Source organism: Streptomyces rubradiris (assembly GCF_016860525.1).
In the GTDB taxonomy this organism is placed as follows: Bacteria; Actinomycetota; Actinomycetes; order Streptomycetales; family Streptomycetaceae; genus Streptomyces; species Streptomyces rubradiris.
In genome coordinates this window covers 295,544-314,539 of the sequence record NZ_BNEA01000001.1, presented here as the reverse complement: position 1 = coordinate 314,539, position 18,996 = coordinate 295,544, and the positions used below count along the sequence as shown (strand labels likewise).

Here is an 18,996-nt window from a genome sequence, read left to right as displayed (position 1 = left end):
CGTGGACCCGGCTGACCGTCCTGGATCCGGCTGAACAAGGGTCCTGTGCAAGCCTGTCGGCCGTACCGTGGACGGTCGGCAGGCCGACGGCCGACTGGTCACACGATCCAGGCGCCGTCCCGCATCAGATGCCGGCCGCGCAGCTCGCGCTCCTCGTGCCACGCCTGCACCGCGACCGGCCGCACCTGGTAGAAGGCGTACGCCGGGCTGTCCGTGCGCGGGTCCCAGCCCGTCTTCGCCGTGAACGCCTCGGCCGCCGCCACCGGCACCTGTCCGGCGCTGAAGGCCCGTACCTCCCCGTCGACCAGCACGACGTCCCGGGTGTGGCCGAGGGCGAGCCGGGTTTGGCCGCCGTCGCGCAGATTGCGGCCGGTGGGGTTGGTGCCGCGCGTGCACAGCCAGAACGACTCCTCGTGCCAGACGAACCACAGCGGTACGAGACACGGCACACCGTGCGCGTCCGCCGTCGCCACCCAGATGTCGGTCTCCCGTTCCAGCCGGGCCAGCAGGTCGCTCTTGCGGCGGGCCGGGGTGCGGACCCGTTCGTCGATCGTCATGCCCGGCGACGCTACCGGGCCCCGCCCGCCGGTGCCTGAGGCCCGGGTCCGGGCCCGCCTGCGACCCCGGGCGTAGGTCCGCGGCCCCGGTAGGCCCCCGCCGCCGCACACGGCCCGCGGCCCCTGTGCGTCCCCGCCGCCGCACACGGCCCGCGGCCCCGGTGGGTCCCCGGCGCACACGGCCCGCGCCCTTGTCACCGCCCTGCCCCGGTGCCACCGCCGACCCTCCACGGCAGCCCGCACACCACCTCGCGTGACGCGCGTAGAAAGAGGACTGGCGCCCGTGACGTTTTACGTATAACCTCACCGGCTAACCGCCCCCCGCCGGAAGGTAGCCATGCGCCGCGTCGCTCTGGTCACCCTCGTCGTCCACGACTACGACGAGGCGATCCGCTTCTACACCGAGGCCCTCGGTTTCCGCCTCGCCGAGGACACCCCGCGGCCCGACGGCTCGCGCTGGGTCGTCGTCGAGCCCGGCGGCGAGGGGCCCGGCACCGGCCTGCTGCTGGCCCGCGCCAAGGACGCCGCACAGGGCGCCCGCGTCGGCGACCAGACCGGCTCACGCGTGGGCTTCTTCCTGTACACCGACGACTTCGCCCGCGACCACGCCCGGATGACCGCCGCCGGCGTGACCTTCCTGGAGGATCCGCGCCACGAGCCGTACGGCACGGTCGCCGTCTTCCAGGACCTGTACGGCAACCGCTGGGACCTGCTCCAGCCCGCCGCCCACTGACCCGACCCACAGCACCAGCCGAGGAAACGACACGCCCATGACCGCGTCCCGCATCGACACCGAGACCCTCCGCCGGCTCCCCAAGGCCGTCCTGCACGACCACCTCGACGGCGGCCTGCGCCCCGCCACCGTCGTCGAACTCGCCGCCGCGGTCGGCCACACCCTGCCCACCACCGACCCCGACGAGCTGGCCGCCTGGTACGTCGAGGCCGCCAACTCCGGCGACCTGGTCCGCTACATCGCCACCTTCGAGCACACCCTCGCCGTCATGCAGACCCGCGAGGGCCTGCTGCGCACCGCCGAGGAGTACGTCCTCGACCTCGCCGCCGACGGAGTCGTCTACGCGGAGGTGCGCTACGCCCCCGAGCTGATGCTCAAGGGCGGACTCACCCTGACCGAGGTCGTCGAGGCCGTCCAGGAGGGCCTGGCCGCCGGCATGGCGAAGGCCGCCGCGGCCGGCACCCCCGTCCGGGTCGGCACCCTGCTGTGCGGCATGCGCATGTTCGACCGGGTCCGCGAGGCCGCCGGACTGGCCGTCGCCTACCGGGACGCCGGTGTCGTCGGCTTCGACATCGCCGGCGCCGAAGACGGCTTCCCGCCCGCCGACCACCTCGACGCCTTCGCCTACCTGCGCGCCGAGAGCATGCCCTTCACCATCCACGCCGGCGAGGCGTACGGCCTGCCCAGCATCCACCAGGCGCTCCAGGTGTGCGGCGCCCAGCGCATCGGCCACGGGGTGCGCCTGACCGAGGACATCGTGGACGGCAAGCTCGGCCGTCTCGCCTCCTGGGTGCGCGACCGCCGGATCGCCCTGGAGATGTGCCCCACCTCCAACCTCCAGACCGGCTGCGCCGCCTCGATCGCCGAGCACCCCATCACCGCCCTGAAGGACCTGGGCTTCCGGGTCACCCTGAACACCGACAACCGTCTGGTGTCGGGGACGACGATGACCCGCGAGATGTCCCTGCTGGTGGAGCAGGCCGGATGGACGGTGGAGGACCTGCGCACGGTCACCGTGAACGCCCTCAAGAGCGCGTTCGTCCCGTTCGACCAGCGCACGGCCCTGATCGAGGACGTGGTCCTGCCGGGTTACGCCGCCGCGCTCTGAACCAGCCCCCTGAGGTAGGCGGCCTGTCCGACGTGCTGGAGATCGTCGGACAGGACGCTCACCAGGCGCACGCCCAGGCTGACCGGGGGATCCCAGCGCTCGTCCACGATCCGTTCCAGATCCTTGGCGGCCAGGGCGCGCAGGACCCCGAGGGTCTGCTCGTGGACGGCGTCGTAGTACCCGGTGAGGAGGCCGGCCGATTCCACCCGCACCCTCGCGACCTTGGCCGGGGTGTGCCCGTAGCCCGTGTCGTGCCGGGGCAGGTCGAGCCCGAACCGCTTCTGCCAGTCCTGCGCGAGCCACACCTGGTCGAGGTCGAAGGCGTCGGCGATGTGATCGTCCTGCACCCGGGTGAGGTGCCAGACCAGCCAGGCGACGCTGTTGGCGCCGGGGGCCGGGCGGTGGTGCAGCTCCTCGGGGCCGAGGCCGTCGAGGACGGCGTGGACCTCTTCCCGGATGCGGCCGTAGCCGTCGATGAGGATGTCCTTGGCATGCATACCGACCACCATCGCAAACCGCCGCCACTCCCGCGCCCGGAATCCGTCGGCCGGTGCGTCAGGTGCCCGTGCCGAGCAGGGCGACCAGTGCTCGGGCGGCCGGGCTCGTGGCCCGCTCCGGCGGCAGCAGGGCCACCGTCTCGTACCGCGCCTCGCCGGTGCCCTTCAGCGGCAGGGCCGTGAGCGAGGGGCGCTTGTGCCGGAAGTGCCGGGGCACGACCGCGATCCCCAGGTTCTCGTCCACCAGGTCCAGCAGACTGTGCACGTCGTTGACCTCCAGCGCGACGGTGCGCCGGACCCCGGCCGCGGCGAACGCGGCGTCGGTGGTGCGGCGCGGACCCCAGTCGGGGTGGAAGTCCACGAACACCTCACCGGTGAGGTCGTGCGGGCCGAGCACGGCCGGCGCCGCGGCGAGCCGGTGGCCGGGGTGGCACAGCACCGTCATCGGCTCGTCGGCCAGCGACACCGAGCGCAGCTGGTCGCTGTCGGCCCGGGTGCGGTAGGCGAAGGCCAGGTCCAGCCGCCCGGCCGCGACCTCCTCCGCCAGCTCGCCCGAGCCGGCCTGCCGCAGCCGGATCTCCACATCCGGGTGCCGGCCCCGGAAGGCCGCCAGCAGCTCGGCCACCCGCACCCCGGCGATGCACTGCTCGGTGCCCAGGGCGAGCGTGCCGCGCAGCACCCCCTGCACCGCTGCCACCGCGTCGTGCGCCGCCCGCACCTGGGCGAGGATCCGCTCGGCCTCCACCAGCAGCGCCCGCCCCGCCTCCGTCAGCGTTACCCGGCGCGTGGTCCGCACGAACAGCGGCGCCCGCAACTCCCGCTCCAGCGCCCGGATGGACGCCGACAGGCCCGACTGGGACACCATCAGGCGTTCGGCGGCCCGGGTGAAATGCCGGTCCTCGGCGACCGCCACGAAGTGCTGGAGATGGCGCAGTTCCATGATTGATCAGCCTAGCCGCTGAATCTCATCGGATTCTTCTGTTGGACCGCTGCCCACCGCCCGGGGAACAGTGGAACCGGTAGATCCCGTGCCCACCCCTCATGGAGTCGCGTTGTACACCGCACACCCCGACCGCTACGCCGACATGCCCTACCGGCGCACCGGACGCAGCGGCCTGAAGCTCCCCGCCCTGTCCCTCGGCCTGTGGCACAACTTCGGCCCCGACCGGCCGGTGGAGACCCAGCGGGCCATCCTGCGCCGCGCCTTCGACCTCGGCGTCACGCACTTCGACCTGGCGAACAACTACGGCCCGCCGCCCGGCGCCGCCGAGTCCGCCTTCGGCGCGGCGCTGAAGGAGGACTTCGCCCGCTACCGGGACGAGCTGGTGATCTCCACCAAGGCCGGCTATCTGATGTGGCCCGGCCCGTACGGCGAGTGGGGCTCGCGCAAGTACCTGCTCGGCTCGCTCGACCAGAGCCTGAAGCGGATGGGCCTGGACTACGTCGACATCTTCTACTCGCACCGCCCCGACCCGGACACTCCGCTGGAGGAGACGATGGGCGCCCTGCACTCGGCGGTGCAGCAGGGCAAGGCCCTCTACGTCGGCGTCTCCAACTACTCCGCCGAGCAGACCCGCGAGGCCGCCCGCATCCTCGCCGACCTCGGCACCCCGCTCCTCATCCACCAGCCGCGCTACTCGATGCTCGACCGGCGCCCCGAGGACGAGGGCCTGCTCGACGCCCTGGACGAACTCCAGGTCGGCTCCATCGTCTACTCCCCGCTGGAGCAGGGCCTGCTCACCGGCCGCTACCTCGACGGCATCCCCGAGGACTCCCGGGCCGCGAGCGACAGCCCGTTCCTGAACTCGGACGCGGTGACCGAGGACCTGGTCGCCCGGCTGCGCGCGCTGGACGAGCTGGCCAAGTCCCGCGGCCAGACGCTGGCCCAGCTGGCGCTCGCGTGGGTGCTGCGCGGCGGCCGGGTGACGTCCGCACTGGTCGGCGCGAGCAGCGCCCGCCAGATCGAGGACAGCGTGGCGGCCGTCCGGAATCTGGAGTTCGACCCCGAGGAGCTGGCGCGGATCGACGCCATCGTCAAGCCGTGACGCCCTGACCCACCGGAACCGCACGAGCCCGGCCCCACCGGAATCGCACGAGCCCGGCCGCCCGCCCCGGCGGCCGGGCTCGGCGCGTGCGAGGCCCTCGGGCGCCGGGCGGGCGGCACACCCGGAACAGGGCCGTCGCCGTACCGCGCGATTCCAGTCACAGCGGGCGCGGAATATGCCGGCAGACTGGCCGGAAAGCCATGGTGACACTGGTTCAGCAGTGAACATACTCGACTGTGCGGGCTTCACTTCCAGCGAGGCCCCGATCACGCACCGCACACGAGCCGCAGCGAAAGCGAGGCCGGCCCGCAGGCGAACGACGCGACGGGGGAGTGCGCATGCACGACGAGTTCCTGTGCCATGTCACCGCGTACGGCACCTGCGGCGGACAGCGCATCGGAGTACCGCTCGGCACCTACCGGGCCCCCACGCTCGCGCTCGCCCTGTGGTGGCTGCGCGACCGGGCGAACTGGATCGCCGACCGGCTCGACCCCCGCCCGGAGGCCGCGCACTTCCCGCCCGGCGCGCTGGTCCCCGTCGCGGACACCGCGCCCGACGTGCCGACCGTGCTGCGTGCCTGGTGCGGCGACCCGGACCGGCAGGAACTGGTCGCCGACGAGCTGGCCGCGGGCAGGCTGGTGCGGCTTGCGACCGGCGACGACACCACCGAGTACGAGCTGCTCGCGGAGTCCGTCGACGCGGTGCGGATGCAGCGGACCATACCGGCGCTGATCGTCCCCGTAGCCTGACCGGCGCGCCGCCGGGCACCCCGTCGCGAGCCCCGTAGTGACCGCTGCTCCTGTGCGCGGTCGGCGAACGCGTCGGGGGACTGCCGGGCCGGGCTCGGGGTACCAGGACTGGAGCGACGGCGACCGGCCGCACCGGGCCTTTCCGAGAGAGAACAGCATGATCGAGCACCTGGGCGGGGCAGTGATACCGACTGGCTTCGACGTACCCGTGGAGCCGCTGCGGCGCGCGGCGCACTACACCGGCGCGCCCGGCTGCATCGCCGAGGCACGCGCCTTCACCGACCGGTTCCTCCAGCAGTTGCGGACCGAGTGGTGCGCCGGCGTCGACGACCGCGCCGACGGCGAGCTGCTGCTGGTGGTGAGCGAACTGGTCACCAACGCCGACCAGCACAGCAAGGGACCCTACATCCTGGAACTGGAGGGCACGGACAGCGCGGTCGTGGTGTCCGTGTACGACAGCAGCACGGCCCTGCCCCGCCGTTTCCCGAAGAACCCCGAGCGCGTCGGGCGGCACGGGCTGGAGATCGTGCACGCGCTGGCCGCCGAGGTCACCGTGGAACGCGTTCCCGTGGGCAAGCGGGTACGGGCCGTCTTTCCCCTGAGCCGCTGAGCTCCCCGCTGAGTTTTTGCCGAGCCGCTGAGCCCCGCTTGGACCGCTGGGCCCCGCCGTCGGCGGCGGGGCCGTCAGGGGCCGGACCGAGCCCGCCGGGTACCGGTCCGGCCCCGGATGTCAGGCGCAGCCCAGTTCGCCGAGCATCCCCTGGCGCAGCCGGGTGATGATCCGCTTGATCAGCCGGGAGACGTGCATCTGGGAGCAGCCCAGCCGCTCGCCGATCTCGGCCTGGGTGGCCTCCTCCACGAACCGCAGATGGATGATCTGCCGGTCGCGTTCGCTGAGTTCCGCCATCAGCGGGGCCAGCGCGTGGAAGTCCTCGACGAGCCGCAGCCCCTCCTCCTCCACGCCGATGAAGTCGGCGAGCACCGCCTCGCCGTCCTCGGGGCCGTCACCGGTGAGCGCGGCGTCCAGGGAGGCGGAGTTGTAGCCGTTCGAGGCCAACTGGGCCTCGACCACCTCCTTCTCGGGGATGTTCATCAGCGTGGCGAGTTCCGTCACCGTCGGGTCCCGGTCCAGCCGGCTGGACAGCTCCTCGCGCGCCTTGGCGAGCTCCACCCGCAGTTCCTGGAGCCGGCGCGGCACGTGGACGGCCCAGGTGGTGTCCCGGAAGAACCGCTTGATCTCGCCGACGATGTACGGCAGCGCGAACGACGTGAACTCGACCTCGCGCGACAGCTCGAACCGGTCGATGGCCTTGATCAGGCCGATCATGCCGGTCTGGACGATGTCGTCCATGTCGTCGCCGCGGCCCCGGAACCGTCCGGCCGCGAACCGCACGAGCGACATGTTCATCTCGATGAGTGTGTTGCGCGCATATTGGTACTCGTGCGTTCCCTCTTCCAGCTCGGCCAGGCGGCGGAAGAACTGACGGGACAGCTCGCGCGCGTCGCGCGGGGCGACGGACGCCGGGTCCGTGATGCCAGGCAGGGACCCCTCGCCCGTCCTGTCCTGCTCGGTCTGCTCGACGACCTCGGCTTCCGACCGGATCCCGGCGGCGGTGTCCATTACCTCTCCCACGAAAGTCACGGTTCGACCTCTCCCTGTCCGGCCTCCGGGCCGGCACCCGGTGGGGCCGGCTCCAGTGTCCAGGCAGCGTCTCCGGCGAGTACCCGCTGCGCGGCGGATCATGCCTCCTCGCGGAGCCGCTCACGGCGCGGGTACCCATGGTGACGCATCGCATGCCCCCGCCGCGCCGCACTGGCGCGAAACGGCCGGTCGGGCGTGGTGCGGACCGGGATTTCCCTCAGGGCGCAACGCCCGGCCCTTGCCCCGGACGGCACCGCTCCTAGGCTGACGGGATGAGCAACCCGGTGAGCGACGAAGCCCGAGTGATCCCCCTGCGACCGGCACCGGCCCGCCCGGCGGCGCCGGAGAGCGAGCCCGCCCCCAGGGAGCCCCTGTGGCGTGATCTGGTCGGCGAGGTGCTGCGCCGCGAGCGGCGGGAGCAGGAGCGCACCCTGAAGGACGTGGCCGACGCGGCCCGGATCTCGCTGCCGTACCTGTCGGAGATCGAGCGGGGCCGCAAGGAGGCGTCGTCCGAGGTCCTCGCGGCCGCGGCGCACGCCCTCGGCCTGAGCCTCGGCGACCTGCTGGCGCGGGCCCACGGCGAGCTGTCCCGCCGTACGGCCGGCCACCACCGGGCGGCGGCCCCGCGGCACGGCTCGTACCGCGGTCTCTGCCTCGCCGCCTGAGCCCGGGCCGGGCGTACCGGGGGCTCTGCCTGGCCGGCTGAGCCCGGTACCGGGCGCGCCGGGGTCCCGCCGCCGGGCCGGACCCCGGCGCCTCGGAATCTTTCACCAGTTCGAATGAACCGGTGGCCGGGCCGATGAGTTCCGCGGCGTGGCACGGTCTGCCCCCACGACCGTGTTCCCCGACCCGTTCCACGCCCCGGGAGGCGCCCATGACCACCGACACGTTCACCACCTGTCTCTGGTTCGACGGCAAGGCGGAGGAGGCCGCGAACTTCTACGTGTCCGTCTTCGAGAACTCCGCCGTCGAGCGCGTCGTGCGGTGGCCCGAGTCCGGGCCCGGCCCGGCCGGTGCCGTGCTGTCCGTGGAGTTCACGGCGGGCGGCCAGAGGTTCGTCGCGCTCGACGCCGGCCCCGAGTTCACGTTCAACGAGGCCGTCTCCCTCCAGATCCACTGCGCCGGCCAGCGGGAGATCGACCACTACTGGACGGAACTGACCGGGAACGGCGGCGAGGGCGGCCCCTGCGGCTGGCTCAAGGACCGGTACGGCCTGTCCTGGCAGGTCGTCTACGCCCCGCTGCCCGGCATGATCGCCGACCCGGACCCGGAGCGGGCCGGACGCGTCCTGCGCGCCATGATGGGCATGGGCAAGCCCGACGCGGCCGGGCTGGAGCGGGCGTACGCGGGCGAGTAGCGGCCCCCGGCGCCGACAGGGGCCCCGGCTCGGCGCGCGGGCCCGACCCGCGGTGGCTAGCGTGAACAAACGGGAGGACACACCATCTCAGGAGGGCCGCCGGCATGGCCGTACAACCCGAAGGAACGCCCTGCTGGGCCGATGCGATGTTCAGTGACGTCGAGGGAGCCAAGCGGTTCTACGGCGACGTCCTCGGCTGGACCTTCGGCGAGTCCTCGTCGGAGTACGGCAACTACACCCAGGCCTACGCCGACGGCAAGGCCGTCGCGGCCGTCGTTCCGCCCATGCCCGGCCAGGAGGGCCAGTCGCAGTGGTGTCTGTACTTGGCCTCGCCGGACGCCGCGGCCACCGCCCGCAGGATCGGGGAGTGCGGCGGCGAGGTGCTGCTGGAGCCGATGCGGGTCGGCGACTTCGGCACGATGTGCCTGGCCCGTGAACCCAGCGGCGCCGTGTTCGGCGTGTGGCAGGCCGGCACCCACGAGGGCTTCGAGGCGACGGCCACGCCCGGCGCCTACTGCTGGGCCGAGGTCTTCACCAGGGAGCCGGAGCAGGCGGACGCCTTCCTCGCCTCCGTCTTCCCCTACCGGATGAAGGAGATCGAGGACGACGCGGTGGACTTCCGGATGTTCGGCATCGGCGAGGACACCGTCCTCGGCCGGATGCGGATGACCGAGGACTTCCCGCCCGAGGTGCCCTCGTACATCAACGTCTACTTCGCCGTGGACGACTGCGACGCGGCCGTCGCGCGGGCGGTCGAGCTCGGCGGTATCCTCCGCTTCGGGCCGATGAGCAGCCCCTTCGGGCGGTTCGCGGCGCTCAGCGACCCGCAGGGCGCCGACTTCTCGGTGATCGACATCACCACCACGGAGGGACGGATGCCCGCGATCAGGGACGTCTGACCGGCCCCGGCACGGCCCCGCCGGCGGCCATGGCATCATCGAGCGCATGCGTGAACGTGTGGTGGCCGCGTGCGACGGGGCTTCGAAGGGAAACCCGGGACCGGCCGGATGGGCGTGGGTGGTCTCGGACGGCGACGAGCGGACCCCCGCCCGCTGGGCGGCGGGCCCGCTCGGCCGGGCCACCAACAACGTCGCGGAGCTGACGGCGCTGGAGCGGCTGCTCACGGCCGTCGACCCGGACGTGCCGCTGGAGATCCGGATGGACTCCCAGTACGCGATGAAGGCCGTCACCACCTGGCTGCCCGGCTGGAAGCGCAACGGCTGGAAGACCGCCGCCGGCAAGCCCGTCGCCAACCAGGACCTGGTGGTCCGCATCGACGAACTCCTCGGCGGCCGGTCCGTCGAGTTCCGCTACGTACCCGCCCACCAGGTCGACGGCGACCCGCTGAACGACTTCGCCGACCGCGCGGCCAGCCAGGCGGCCTCCGTCCAGGAGTCCGCCGGCAGCGAACTGGGCTCCCCGGAGCCCCCGCCGTCGCCGGACACCCCGGCGGCGGCCGGGGCGCCGCGCCGGAAGGCACCCCGCCGCACCGGCGCCGGCGCGGCCTCGTCGTCCTCCCGGACGATCAAGGCCAAGTTCCCCGGCCGCTGCCTGTGCGGGCGGTCCTACGCGGCCGGCGAGAAGATCGCCAAGAACGCGCAGGGCTGGGGCCACCCGGAGTGCCGTACCGCCGAGACTGATCAGGCGTCGAACGTGTAGTACGCGGTGTGGTCCAGCAGATCCGCCGGGCGCACGGTGTTCCAGGGCTTCATGGTCTCGTTGAGGTCCACCACGTCCGGCGTGCCGCCCGTCGGCACGTACGCGGAGTCCGGGTGCCGCCGCTGCCACTCGGCCCACAGCTTGTCGACGTAGGCGTGGTGCAGCCAGAACACCGGGTCGTTGGGGGAGACCCCGGTGGCCATCTGGCCGCCGACCCACACGTGGACCCGGTTGTGCAGATTGACCCCGCGCCAGCCCTCCAGGTGGTTGCGGAAGCCCTCCGAGGCGCTGTTGTACGGCGGCAGGTCGTACTCCGATATCGCCAGCACCGACTCCACCTCGGCGCGCGTGGGCAGTTCGGCCACGCTCGTGCCGAGCGAGCGGCGCAGGAACGTCCGGCCGTCGACGCGCACGTTGATCGGCCAGTTGCCCGTGGACGCGGCGAACGGCCCGTCCATCACCCGGCCGTCGGTGCTGCGCCCGGTGCCGCCGAGGAAGTCCGGCGCCCACAGCGAGGCCCGCACGGTCCGGTCGGCGGACCAGTCCCAGTACGGCAGCGTGACGGAGGAGTCCACGGACTGCAGCGCCTGCTCGAAGTCGAGCAGGAATCTGCGGTGCCAGGGCAGGAACGAGGGGGAGCGGTGGCCGGTCCGCTCCCCGCTGTCGGTGTCCGACATGATGAACTCGTTGTGCGTGCGGACGAACTCGTCGTAGCGCCCGCTGCGCTTGAGTTCGAGGACGGCGGCGACGAACCTGCGCTTCTCGTCGGCGGTCAGGGTGGCCTGGTTCTTGCGTACGGTCATGGTGCTTGGTGCTCCGAAGTCCTTGCTGGGGTGGTCAGTTGGCGGGGAACGGCAGCAGCGGGGCGCCCTGCAGCTCGTCCACCGCGGCACGGGCGGCGGCGCGCGGGGTGGGCACCGGGTCGTAGTGACTGATGACGCTGATCCAGGTGCCGTCGGCGTTGCGCATCACGTGCAGCTGTACGCCGTCGATGAACACCTCGTAGCCGGCGCCGTGTTCGTGGTGGTGCGCGCCGCCGTCCGCCGGACGGCCCTGTATCCGGCGGCCCTTGTAGACCTCGTCGAAGGACTCGGGCACGGCGGTCTCGTGGTGGCCCGCGGCCGACGCGGCGGGGGCGGCGAGGGTGACGGCCGCCGAGGCGGTCGCGGCGACGGCGGCTGCCGCGGTGAGCGCGCGGCGCCGGGTGATCTCGGGCATGCGGGTCCTCCGGAAGAGTGAAGATTTCGTGACGACGCATGCCTATCGACAGCACCCGGAGCGGAAGAAATCCGCCAGAACCGGTTGGCTGTGATCCGGACAATTAACCACATGTCATACAGAGTTCAACAAAGATGATCTTGTTGGGGTGGTGGCCCGATCGGCACCGGAACGGGAAATTCCTTGCTGGAGTGCCCCGGTTTTCCTTGATCCTTTCCGGGGGCGGTCCGGCCGAGTGGCGCGGCTCACCCCTCCAGACTGACGCGATCACGTGACGCGGCCCTGCTACCCTCCGGTGCCGTTCGGATGCGAACGGTGACTGACAGGGGTGTGCGCGTGAAGGTCGTCTGCGTCGGAGGCGGGCCCGCCGGCCTCTGCCTCGCCCTCCTGCTCAAGCGGCAGGACCCGGCCCACGACATCACCGTCCACGAACGCGACCCCGAAGGCTCCACCTACGGCTGGGGCGTGACGTACTGGCGCGGCCTGCTGGACCGGCTCCGGGCCCACGACCCCGAGACCGCCCGCGCCATCGAGGCACACTCCGTCCGGTGGACGGACGGCGTCGCCCACATCGGCGACCGGACCACCCGGCACCACGGCGACGAAGGCTTCGGCATCGGCCGGCACCGGCTGCTCGGCCTGCTCGCCGCCCGGGCCCGCGCCCTCGGCGTGCGCCTGGAGTACGGCAGCGCGCTCACCCGGCCGCCCACCGGAGCCGACCTCGTCGTCGCCGCCGACGGCGTCCACAGCGCCCTGCGCACCCGCCGCGCCGAGCACTTCGGCACCCGCGTCACCCCGGGCCGCAACCCCTACCTCTGGCTCGGCACCACCAAGGTCTTCGATGCTTTCACCTTCGCCTTCACCGAGACCGCGCACGGCTGGATCTGGGCCTACGGCTACGGCTACAGCGGCGACCACAGCACCTGTGTCGTCGAGTGCTCCCCGGAGACCCTCACCGGACTCGGACTGGACCGGACCCCGCCCGGCGAGGACCTCGCCCCGCTGGAGAAGCTCTTCGCCCGCGTCCTCGACGGCCACCCCCTCGTCGCCCGCCCCGGCGCCTCCTGGGGAACCTTCCGCACCGTCACCAACCGCACCTGGTACGACGGCGACGTGGTCCTGCTCGGCGACGCCGCCCACACCACCCACTACTCCATCGGCGCCGGCACCACCCTCGCCCTGGAGGACGCCATGTGCCTGGCCGACGCCCTGCGCGCGCACCCCCTGCCCGAGGCACTCGCCGTCTACGAGCGCCGGCGCCGGACCGCCCTGCTGTCCGCGCAGAGCGCCGCACGCTACAGCGCCCGCTGGTACGAGAACCTGCCCCGCTACATCCACCTGCCCCCGCACCGGATGTTCGCCCTGCTCGGCCAGCGCCACTCGCCCCTGCTGCCGTACGTCCCGCCGCAGCTGTACTACGGCCTGGACAAGGCGGCCGGACGGCTGGAGCCGCTGCGCAGGTTCAAGCGCTGGCTCGGCCCCCGCGCCGCCCGTGCCCTGCACGCACGCACCGAGCGCTCCCGCTGAACCGGGCGCGCTCGCTGAACCGGGCGCGCTCGCTGAACCGGGCGCTCCCGCTGAACCGGGCGCCCTCGCTGACCCGAGCGCCCCATTGACCGCCTCCCGCGCATGCCTGTCCACACAGACAAGGAGCCCCCCATGGCCGTACCCGCCCAGTTCGACCACACCCCGTCCGGCTACAGCCTCCAGCGCGCCTACTGGCTGGCCCGCGCCGCCGAGCTGGCCTACCAGGACGAGGCCGCCATCGAGGAACAGGCCGCCCGGTGGGGCTTCGAGGAGGTCCGCCACCACCACACCCGCTTCACCCCGCCCTTCCCGCTCCAGGACACCCAGGCGTACACGCTGGCGAGCGACCGGATGATCGTCACCGCCTTCCGCGGCACCGAACCGACGCAGATCAAGGACTGGCTCTCCGACGCCACCACCCCGCCGCTGCCCGGCCCCGGCGGCACCGGCTACGTTCACCACGGCTTCGCCCAGGCCCTGGACTCCGTCTACCCGGCCGTCCACGACGCGCTCGCCGAACTGCGCACCGACGGCCAGGCGGTCTACTTCACCGGGCACAGCCTCGGCGGCGCCCTCGCGATGCTGGCCGGCGCGCGGCTGTACCTGGAGGAGCCGTACCTGGCCGCCGACGGGGTCTACACCTACGGCCAGCCCCGTACCTGCGACCGGCTGCTGGCGGAGGCCTTTCACAAGGGCTTCGGCGGCCGGATGTACCGTTTCGTCAACAACAACGACATCGTCCCGCAGCTCCCGCCGGAGCCGGTCTACACCCACGTCAGGGCGTTGCGCTACTTCGACTCCAAGGGCAGGCTGCACGAGTCCATGCCGCTGCTGCCGGCGCTGGGCGACCGGGCCAGGGGCCTGACCGCGGACCCCTCCGCCCCCGCCGCCGACGGCGTCCGCGACCACCTCATGCGCCACTACCTCGCCGCCCTGGAACACAACCTGGCCTGAGCCGCCCGGCAGGTGCCCGGCGTGGCGAGCGCGCGGGTCCGGCGACACTGACCGGCATGGATCTGCTGTCCCTGCGCTATTTCCAGGCCGTCGCCCGGCACCAGCACATCAGCCGGGCCGCCGAGGAACTACGGGTCGCCCAGCCGTCGGTGAGCCGGACCATCCTCCGGCTCGAGACCGAACTCGGCGTGCCGCTGTTCGACCGTCAGGGCCGCCGCATACGGCTCAACGACCACGGCGCCGCCTTCCTGGCCCGGGTCGACCGGGCGCTGGCCGAACTCGACGACGCCCGGCGGGAGCTGGCCGACGCCGCCGGGCCCGGTCCCGGCCGGGTCGCCGTGGCCGCCGAGACCCTGCTCCAGCTGTCCGGTGTGCTGTCCGCGTTCCGCGCGCTGCGGCCCGGGGTGCGGGTGCGCCTGTTCCAGGCCCCGGCGGACGCCATGCACCGCCATCTGCGCGCGGGCGAGGTGGACTTCGCCATCGCCTCCCAGCCGCTCGCCGGACCCGGCCTGTCCACGCTGCGACTGGCCCGCGAAGAGGTCCTGTTGGCCGTACCGGCCGGGCATCCGCTGGCCGGCCGGGGGAGCGTCGCGGTGGCCGAACTGGCCGGCGAGGACTTCGTCAGCACCCGCGCCGGACACTGGCAACGCGCCCTGTTGGAGCGGCTGTTCGCCCGCGAGGGCCTCACCCCGCGGGTGGTCTGCGAGGGCGACGAGGCGGCCGCCACTCCCGAGCTGGTCGGCGCCGGACTCGGCCTCTGCCTGCTGCCGGCCGTCGCCCGGCGGGCCATCGGCGAGGACGGGCCGGTGGCCTGGCTGCGGCTGGACGCCCCGGACTGCCACCGCACGCTGACCCTGGTGTGGCGGCGGAACGCCTATCTCTCGCCCGCCGCCCGGGACTTCCGTCGGCTGGCCCGGGAACGGCTCATGCCCCTCGCGTCATGAACACATGGCCGAACCGGTCGTGGAAGGCATGAACGCCTTCCCCTTAGCGTCAGACCGTGACCACCGCTCCGGACGAGGGAGAACAGCGATGAGCGAGCGACATGCTGATGTACGGGCCGGGTTCCGCAGCTACGCGGAGGCCGTCCTCGACGTGCTGTCCGCCCAGCCGTCACGGGCGGCGGTCACCACCGCCGAGGGACGGGTGGTCGGCGCCGGCGAGTTCCGCGACCAGGTGCACCGGCTGGCCTGGGAACTGGCCGGGCGCGGGGTCGGCCGCGGCACCACGGTCACCCTGCTCACCGGCAACACCGTGGAGGCCCTGGTGGCCCGCTACGCCGCCAACCTGACCGGCGCCCGCGTGGTCGTCCTCTACGAGGGCATGAGCCCGCCGGTCATGGCGCGGGTGATGGCGAGCGTGGACTGCTCCCTGCTGCTGGTGGACGACCGGCAGCGGGAGGCGGCCCGGCAGCTGTCCCGGCTCCCCGGCACCCCCGAGGTGTGCTCGCTGGGGCCGGACGGCGACGCGGAGGACCTGCTCGCCGCGGCGGCGCGGCACCCGGCCCGGCCGATGAGCGGACGGGTGGGCCCCGACGACGACTGGTGCGTCCGGCACACCGGCGGAACCACCGGCGTTCCCAAGGGCATCCGCATGACCCACGGCGCCTACCGGCTGAGCATGGACCAGGGGTTCGCGGTCGCCGGCGACCCGCCCCGCTTCCTGGCCTGCACCGCCCTCGCCCATCTCGCCGGGATCTTCGCCGACCTGGCGCTCTACCAGGGCGGCTCGGTGGTGCTGCGGCAGGGCTTCGAACCCGGGGACGTGCTGGCGACGATGCAGCGCGAACGCGTCACCCACACCTGGCTGCTGCCGCCCCTGCTCTACCGGCTGCTGGACCACCCCGCCCTGCCCCGCACCGACCTGTCCGCACTACGCCGGATCAGCTACGGCGGCACGCCCGCCTCACCGGCCCGGATGCGGCAGGCCGCCCGGGTCCTCGGGCCGGTGCTGCACGGCATGTACGGACAGGCCGAGACACAGCTCATCACCCAGACCGGCCCCGAGGAGCACGAGGTGACCGGCCGTGGCGGCCAGCTGACGGTCGGCCGGGCCCTGCCGGGCGTGGAGATCACCGTCCGGGACGCCGACGGCACCGTCCTGCCGCCCGGGGAGCGGGGCGAGGTGCTGGTGCGCTCGCCGTATGTGATGGGCGGCTACTGGAAGCAGCCGGAGCTGACCGCCGAGGTGCTGCGGGACGGCTGGGTGCACACCGGCGACGTCGGCTACCTCGACGAGGACGGCTACCTCTATCTGGTGGACCGGATCAAGGAGATGATCGTGGTCGTCGGCGGCCACGTCTACCCGGCGGAGCTGGAGGAACTGCTGCTGAGCCACCCCGCCGTCGGCCGCTGCGCGGTGTTCGGCAGCCGGGACGGCGACGCGGTGGAACACGTCCACGCCGCCGTGGTGCCCGCCGCCGGACAGCGGCCCACGCTGGAGGAGATCCGGGACTTCGTCACCGCCCGCAAGGGACGCCTCTACGCCCCCGGCACCCTGCACCTGGTGCCGGACATCCCGCTGACGGCGGCGGGCAAACCGGACAAGCGGCGGCTGCGCACCCTGCTGACCGGCTGAACCGGCCCGCCAGGTGCACGGGGTGCCGTACCGGATGACAGACTGAGGCCATGGACGAACGCGTGATCGGCAGGTCGGGTCAGTGGGCATCGGTGGTCGGGCTCGGCACATGGCAGCTGGGCGCCGACTGGGGCGACGTGGACGACAAGGTGGCCCTGTCCGTCCTCGAGGCGGCGGCCGAGGCCGGGGTGACCTTCTTCGACACCGCCGACGTGTACGGCGACGGGCGCAGCGAACAGACCATCGCCTCCTTCCTGCGCGGCCGGCCCGACCTGCACGTCCTCGTGGCCACCAAGATGGGCCGCCGGGTGGAGCAGCTCCCGCAGAACTACGTCCTGGACAACTTCCGCGCCTGGAACGACCGTTCGCGCCGCAACCTCGGTGTCGACCGCATCGACCTGGTGCAGCTGCACTGCCCGCCCACCCCCGTCTACTCCTCCGACGAGGTGTTCGACGCCCTGGACACCCTGGTGGCGGAGGAGCGGATCGCCGCCTACGGGGTGAGCGTGGAGACCTGTGAGCAGGCGCTCACCGCGATCGCCCGGCCGGGCGTGGCCAGCGTGCAGATCATCCTCAACCCGTTCCGCATGAAGCCGCTGTACGAGGTGGTGCCCGCCGCGCGCGAGGCCGGCGTCGGCATCATCGCGCGGGTACCGCTCGCCTCCGGGCTGCTGTCCGGGAAGTACACCAAGGACACGGTGTTCGCGGCCGACGACCACCGCACCTACAACCGGCACGGTGAGGCGTTCGACCAGGGCGAGACCTTCTCCGGGGTCGACTACGCCACCGGTGTGGAGGCCGCCGCCGAGTTCGCCGCGCTGGCCCCCGAGGGGTACACCCCGGCCCAGCTCGCGCTGCGCTGGATCATCGAGCAGGAGGGCGTCACCACCGTGATCCCCGGCGCCCGCGACCCGGAGCAGGCCCGCACCAACGCCGCCGCCGCCAAGCTGCCGCCCCTGCCGCCGCAGACGTTCACCGCGATCCGCGAGCTGTACGACCGCCGGATCAAGGACCAGGTCGAACACCGCTGGTAGCGGTCCGCACGGCCCCGCGCCGCCCGCCGCCGTTTGACGAACGGACGGACGGTTACACGGCACCGCATGACGCGTGATGGGCGGCGCACAGGGCGCGACGAGACCGAGGAGGAGCGGGCCGACCGGATGTGGGCCGAACTCATCCAGGAGGTCCGCGTCGCACAGACGGGTGTACAGATCCTGTTCGGCTTCCTGCTGACCGTGGTCTTCCAGCCGAAGTACGGCCGTCTGGCCGACACCGACCAGGCGATCTACATCGTGACCGTCGTCATGGGCGCCTGCGCCACCGGCGCCCTCGTCGGACCGGTGTCCCTGCACCGCCTGGTCTCCGGCCACCGTGTCAAACCGAGGGCGGTACGGCTGGCCTCCCGGATGACCCTGGTCGGCCTCGCCCTCCTGCTCGCCACGATGACCTCGTCCCTCCTCCTGATCCTCCGCGTGGCCACCCACGACGGCTACGTGCCCTACCTGGTGACAGCCGTCGTAGCCTGGTACGTCCTGTGCTGGTACGCCCTGCCCCTGTGGGCCCGCCGGAGGAACAGGGGTGGGTCGGGGGACTGACCGCGGGCGGCCGCAGACGCCCGCAAGGTCAGCAGTCGGCGGTCGTGGAGGCGGCCGGCCAGGGTCAGGGGCTTGCTCGCCCCACGGCGATTCCTGGGACACCCAGTAGGACATGTTCCGCGCTCTGACCGGCGCCCCACCCGGCCCGGCGCCACCATGGGGCCCCACGACGCCTCAGCCAAGCAGTCCCGCCGTGACCGCGGTGCATTCCGCCCCGCTCCGGACGCCACGCCGTGCACCCGCCCACCGTCTTCGCCGGCGTGGCACCACGGCGCGGACGCCTTCCCCGGGCATGAAGGACGGCTACTCGGCCCCGGAGAGGATCTCCGCCAGCAGCTCGTCGACGTCGACGCGCTCCCGGCCCGGTGGCACGACCTGGTGTGTCTCGCGCAGGAAGGCCGCCACCGCGGGCGCCCACGCCAGCACCACCGCCCGGTGCCGGCTGCCGTCCGGCCGGCTGTCTCCGAGGAACTCCAGCCGCAGCTCGTGGCACGGCCCGCTGCCCTGCGGCCGCAGCCGTACGTCGCCCACGCCGACCGGTCCGGCCAGGCCCGCGGAGAGCATCTCCCGGTCCAGCCGCCAGCAGGCCAGCACCCGGCCGTCGTGGGCGAAGGCGGCGGTGACGGCGAACGGGTCGTCGGCGGCGTAGCCGAGATGGGCCAGCACCGGACACCGCCCGGTGCCGGGCGCCAGGAGCTGCACCACCAGGGTCTTGTGCACGAACGGGTTCACGCGGGGCCTCCGGCAGACGATCGGCGTAGAGACCTCTAGTACCCCC

Annotated in this window: 22 protein-coding genes; 15 read left to right on the top strand and 7 right to left on the bottom strand. The window is 72.9% G+C overall.

Features of this window, described 5'->3' with window-relative positions:
• Positions 1 to 98: 98 nt before the first annotated feature.
• Positions 99 to 557, bottom strand: coding sequence for a pyridoxamine 5'-phosphate oxidase family protein (locus Srubr_RS01585; RefSeq protein WP_189992865.1), 459 nt, complete (start codon positions 555 to 557; stop codon positions 99 to 101).
• Between the two features lie 337 nt (positions 558 to 894).
• On the opposite strand from Srubr_RS01585, the gene Srubr_RS01580 reads away from it, so the two are divergent.
• Positions 895 to 1,290 (top strand): VOC family protein, encoded by a 396-nt coding sequence (locus Srubr_RS01580; RefSeq protein ID WP_189992863.1) that lies wholly within the window; start codon positions 895 to 897, stop codon positions 1,288 to 1,290.
• Positions 1,291 to 1,327: 37 nt separating this feature from the next.
• The gene (locus Srubr_RS01575) at positions 1,328 to 2,398 is read left to right on the top strand and encodes an adenosine deaminase (RefSeq protein ID WP_189992861.1); all 1,071 of its coding nucleotides are present in this window, start codon (positions 1,328 to 1,330) and stop codon (positions 2,396 to 2,398) included.
• Here Srubr_RS01575 and Srubr_RS01570 read toward each other — a convergent pair.
• Both Srubr_RS01570 and Srubr_RS01565 read right to left on the bottom strand, forming a co-directional pair.
• Positions 2,380 to 2,895: a mycothiol transferase gene (locus Srubr_RS01570; protein WP_189992859.1), complete on the bottom strand. Its 516-nt coding sequence runs from the start codon at positions 2,893 to 2,895 to the stop codon at positions 2,380 to 2,382. The two genes, Srubr_RS01575 and Srubr_RS01570, sit on opposite strands and share 19 nt — an antisense overlap.
• A gap of 58 nt (positions 2,896 to 2,953) precedes the next feature.
• Positions 2,954 to 3,835, bottom strand: coding sequence for a LysR family transcriptional regulator (locus tag Srubr_RS01565; protein ID WP_189992857.1), 882 nt, complete (start codon positions 3,833 to 3,835; stop codon positions 2,954 to 2,956).
• A 112-nt stretch (positions 3,836 to 3,947) separates the two neighbouring features.
• Here Srubr_RS01565 and mgrA point away from each other — a divergent pair, with 112 nt between their 5' ends.
• From mgrA to Srubr_RS01550, 3 genes are all read left to right on the top strand, one after another.
• Entirely contained in the window at positions 3,948 to 4,940 is a 993-nt protein-coding gene (gene mgrA, locus Srubr_RS01560; RefSeq protein ID WP_189992855.1) for an L-glyceraldehyde 3-phosphate reductase, read from the top strand.
• Positions 4,941 to 5,278: 338 nt separating this feature from the next.
• Positions 5,279 to 5,689 carry a hypothetical protein gene (locus tag Srubr_RS01555; RefSeq protein WP_189992852.1) on the top strand — a complete coding sequence of 137 codons (411 nt, stop codon included), beginning with the start codon at positions 5,279 to 5,281 and terminating at the stop codon, positions 5,687 to 5,689.
• 157 nt (positions 5,690 to 5,846) lie between these two features.
• Positions 5,847 to 6,299 carry an ATP-binding protein gene (locus tag Srubr_RS01550; protein WP_189992851.1) on the top strand — a complete coding sequence of 151 codons (453 nt, stop codon included), beginning with the start codon at positions 5,847 to 5,849 and terminating at the stop codon, positions 6,297 to 6,299.
• Between the two features lie 120 nt (positions 6,300 to 6,419).
• Here the strand turns inward: Srubr_RS01550 and Srubr_RS01545 are convergent, their stop codons facing one another.
• The gene (locus Srubr_RS01545; RefSeq protein WP_189993658.1) at positions 6,420 to 7,310 is read right to left on the bottom strand and encodes an RNA polymerase sigma factor SigF; all 891 of its coding nucleotides are present in this window, start codon (positions 7,308 to 7,310) and stop codon (positions 6,420 to 6,422) included.
• A gap of 293 nt (positions 7,311 to 7,603) precedes the next feature.
• Here Srubr_RS01545 and Srubr_RS01540 point away from each other — a divergent pair, with 293 nt between their 5' ends.
• The 4 genes from Srubr_RS01540 (at position 7,604) to Srubr_RS01525 (ending at position 10,347) form a co-directional block, all read left to right on the top strand.
• A complete protein-coding gene (locus Srubr_RS01540; RefSeq protein ID WP_189992849.1) occupies positions 7,604 to 7,996 on the top strand; it encodes a helix-turn-helix domain-containing protein in 393 nt (130 codons plus the stop codon).
• Positions 7,997 to 8,205: 209 nt separating this feature from the next.
• Positions 8,206 to 8,688, top strand: a complete 483-nt coding sequence (locus Srubr_RS01535) for a VOC family protein (RefSeq protein ID WP_189992848.1) — start codon at positions 8,206 to 8,208, stop codon at positions 8,686 to 8,688.
• Positions 8,689 to 8,792: 104 nt separating this feature from the next.
• Positions 8,793 to 9,587, top strand: a complete 795-nt coding sequence (locus tag Srubr_RS01530; RefSeq protein WP_189992846.1) for a VOC family protein — start codon at positions 8,793 to 8,795, stop codon at positions 9,585 to 9,587.
• Between the two features lie 34 nt (positions 9,588 to 9,621).
• Positions 9,622 to 10,347 carry a ribonuclease H family protein gene (locus Srubr_RS01525; RefSeq protein ID WP_189993656.1) on the top strand — a complete coding sequence of 242 codons (726 nt, stop codon included), beginning with the start codon at positions 9,622 to 9,624 and terminating at the stop codon, positions 10,345 to 10,347.
• On the opposite strand, the gene melC2 is transcribed toward Srubr_RS01525, so the two are convergent.
• Positions 10,329 to 11,150, bottom strand: coding sequence for a tyrosinase MelC2 (gene melC2 / locus Srubr_RS01520; RefSeq protein WP_189992844.1), 822 nt, complete (start codon positions 11,148 to 11,150; stop codon positions 10,329 to 10,331). The genes Srubr_RS01525 and melC2 overlap by 19 nt on opposite strands.
• A gap of 34 nt (positions 11,151 to 11,184) precedes the next feature.
• Positions 11,185 to 11,565 (bottom strand): apotyrosinase chaperone MelC1, encoded by a 381-nt coding sequence (gene melC1, locus Srubr_RS01515; protein ID WP_189992842.1) that lies wholly within the window; start codon positions 11,563 to 11,565, stop codon positions 11,185 to 11,187.
• A gap of 330 nt (positions 11,566 to 11,895) precedes the next feature.
• Between melC1 and Srubr_RS01510 the strand changes: the two genes are divergently transcribed.
• The 6 genes from Srubr_RS01510 to Srubr_RS01485 all read left to right on the top strand — a co-directional run bounded on the left by Srubr_RS01510 (position 11,896) and on the right by Srubr_RS01485 (position 18,218).
• Positions 11,896 to 13,092 (top strand): FAD-dependent monooxygenase, encoded by a 1,197-nt coding sequence (locus Srubr_RS01510; protein ID WP_189993654.1) that lies wholly within the window; start codon positions 11,896 to 11,898, stop codon positions 13,090 to 13,092.
• Positions 13,093 to 13,224: 132 nt separating this feature from the next.
• A complete protein-coding gene (locus tag Srubr_RS01505; RefSeq protein ID WP_189992840.1) occupies positions 13,225 to 14,046 on the top strand; it encodes a lipase family protein in 822 nt (273 codons plus the stop codon).
• 56 nt (positions 14,047 to 14,102) lie between these two features.
• On the top strand, positions 14,103 to 14,990 hold the full coding sequence (locus Srubr_RS01500) for a LysR family transcriptional regulator (RefSeq protein WP_189992838.1): 888 nt from the start codon (positions 14,103 to 14,105) through the stop codon (positions 14,988 to 14,990).
• 88 nt (positions 14,991 to 15,078) lie between these two features.
• Positions 15,079 to 16,623, top strand: coding sequence for an AMP-binding protein (locus Srubr_RS01495; RefSeq protein ID WP_189992835.1), 1,545 nt, complete (start codon positions 15,079 to 15,081; stop codon positions 16,621 to 16,623).
• A gap of 50 nt (positions 16,624 to 16,673) precedes the next feature.
• A complete protein-coding gene (locus Srubr_RS01490) occupies positions 16,674 to 17,657 on the top strand; it encodes an aldo/keto reductase (RefSeq protein ID WP_189992833.1) in 984 nt (327 codons plus the stop codon).
• A gap of 66 nt (positions 17,658 to 17,723) precedes the next feature.
• The gene (locus tag Srubr_RS01485) at positions 17,724 to 18,218 is read left to right on the top strand and encodes a DUF6328 family protein (protein WP_189992830.1); all 495 of its coding nucleotides are present in this window, start codon (positions 17,724 to 17,726) and stop codon (positions 18,216 to 18,218) included.
• A 303-nt stretch (positions 18,219 to 18,521) separates the two neighbouring features.
• On the opposite strand, the gene Srubr_RS01480 is transcribed toward Srubr_RS01485, so the two are convergent.
• Positions 18,522 to 18,950 (bottom strand): SsgA family sporulation/cell division regulator, encoded by a 429-nt coding sequence (locus tag Srubr_RS01480; protein WP_189992828.1) that lies wholly within the window; start codon positions 18,948 to 18,950, stop codon positions 18,522 to 18,524.
• Between the last annotated feature and the right edge of the window lie 46 nt (positions 18,951 to 18,996).

Coding starts and splice junctions, on each gene's coding strand:
- Srubr_RS01585 (WP_189992865.1), bottom strand. CDS start 557: ATGACGATCGACGAACGGGTCCGCACCCCGGCCCGCCGCAAGAGCGAC.
- Srubr_RS01580 (WP_189992863.1), top strand. CDS start 895: ATGCGCCGCGTCGCTCTGGTCACCCTCGTCGTCCACGACTACGACGAG.
- Srubr_RS01575 (WP_189992861.1), top strand. CDS start 1,328: ATGACCGCGTCCCGCATCGACACCGAGACCCTCCGCCGGCTCCCCAAG.
- Srubr_RS01570 (WP_189992859.1), bottom strand. CDS start 2,895: ATGCATGCCAAGGACATCCTCATCGACGGCTACGGCCGCATCCGGGAA.
- Srubr_RS01565 (WP_189992857.1), bottom strand. CDS start 3,835: ATGGAACTGCGCCATCTCCAGCACTTCGTGGCGGTCGCCGAGGACCGG.
- Srubr_RS01555 (WP_189992852.1), top strand. CDS start 5,279: ATGCACGACGAGTTCCTGTGCCATGTCACCGCGTACGGCACCTGCGGC.
- Srubr_RS01550 (WP_189992851.1), top strand. CDS start 5,847: ATGATCGAGCACCTGGGCGGGGCAGTGATACCGACTGGCTTCGACGTA.
- Srubr_RS01545 (WP_189993658.1), bottom strand. CDS start 7,310: ATGGACACCGCCGCCGGGATCCGGTCGGAAGCCGAGGTCGTCGAGCAG.
- Srubr_RS01540 (WP_189992849.1), top strand. CDS start 7,604: ATGAGCAACCCGGTGAGCGACGAAGCCCGAGTGATCCCCCTGCGACCG.
- Srubr_RS01535 (WP_189992848.1), top strand. CDS start 8,206: ATGACCACCGACACGTTCACCACCTGTCTCTGGTTCGACGGCAAGGCG.
- Srubr_RS01530 (WP_189992846.1), top strand. CDS start 8,793: ATGGCCGTACAACCCGAAGGAACGCCCTGCTGGGCCGATGCGATGTTC.
- melC2 (WP_189992844.1), bottom strand. CDS start 11,150: ATGACCGTACGCAAGAACCAGGCCACCCTGACCGCCGACGAGAAGCGC.
- melC1 (WP_189992842.1), bottom strand. CDS start 11,565: ATGCCCGAGATCACCCGGCGCCGCGCGCTCACCGCGGCAGCCGCCGTC.
- Srubr_RS01505 (WP_189992840.1), top strand. CDS start 13,225: ATGGCCGTACCCGCCCAGTTCGACCACACCCCGTCCGGCTACAGCCTC.
- Srubr_RS01500 (WP_189992838.1), top strand. CDS start 14,103: ATGGATCTGCTGTCCCTGCGCTATTTCCAGGCCGTCGCCCGGCACCAG.
- Srubr_RS01495 (WP_189992835.1), top strand. CDS start 15,079: ATGAGCGAGCGACATGCTGATGTACGGGCCGGGTTCCGCAGCTACGCG.
- Srubr_RS01490 (WP_189992833.1), top strand. CDS start 16,674: ATGGACGAACGCGTGATCGGCAGGTCGGGTCAGTGGGCATCGGTGGTC.
- Srubr_RS01485 (WP_189992830.1), top strand. CDS start 17,724: ATGACGCGTGATGGGCGGCGCACAGGGCGCGACGAGACCGAGGAGGAG.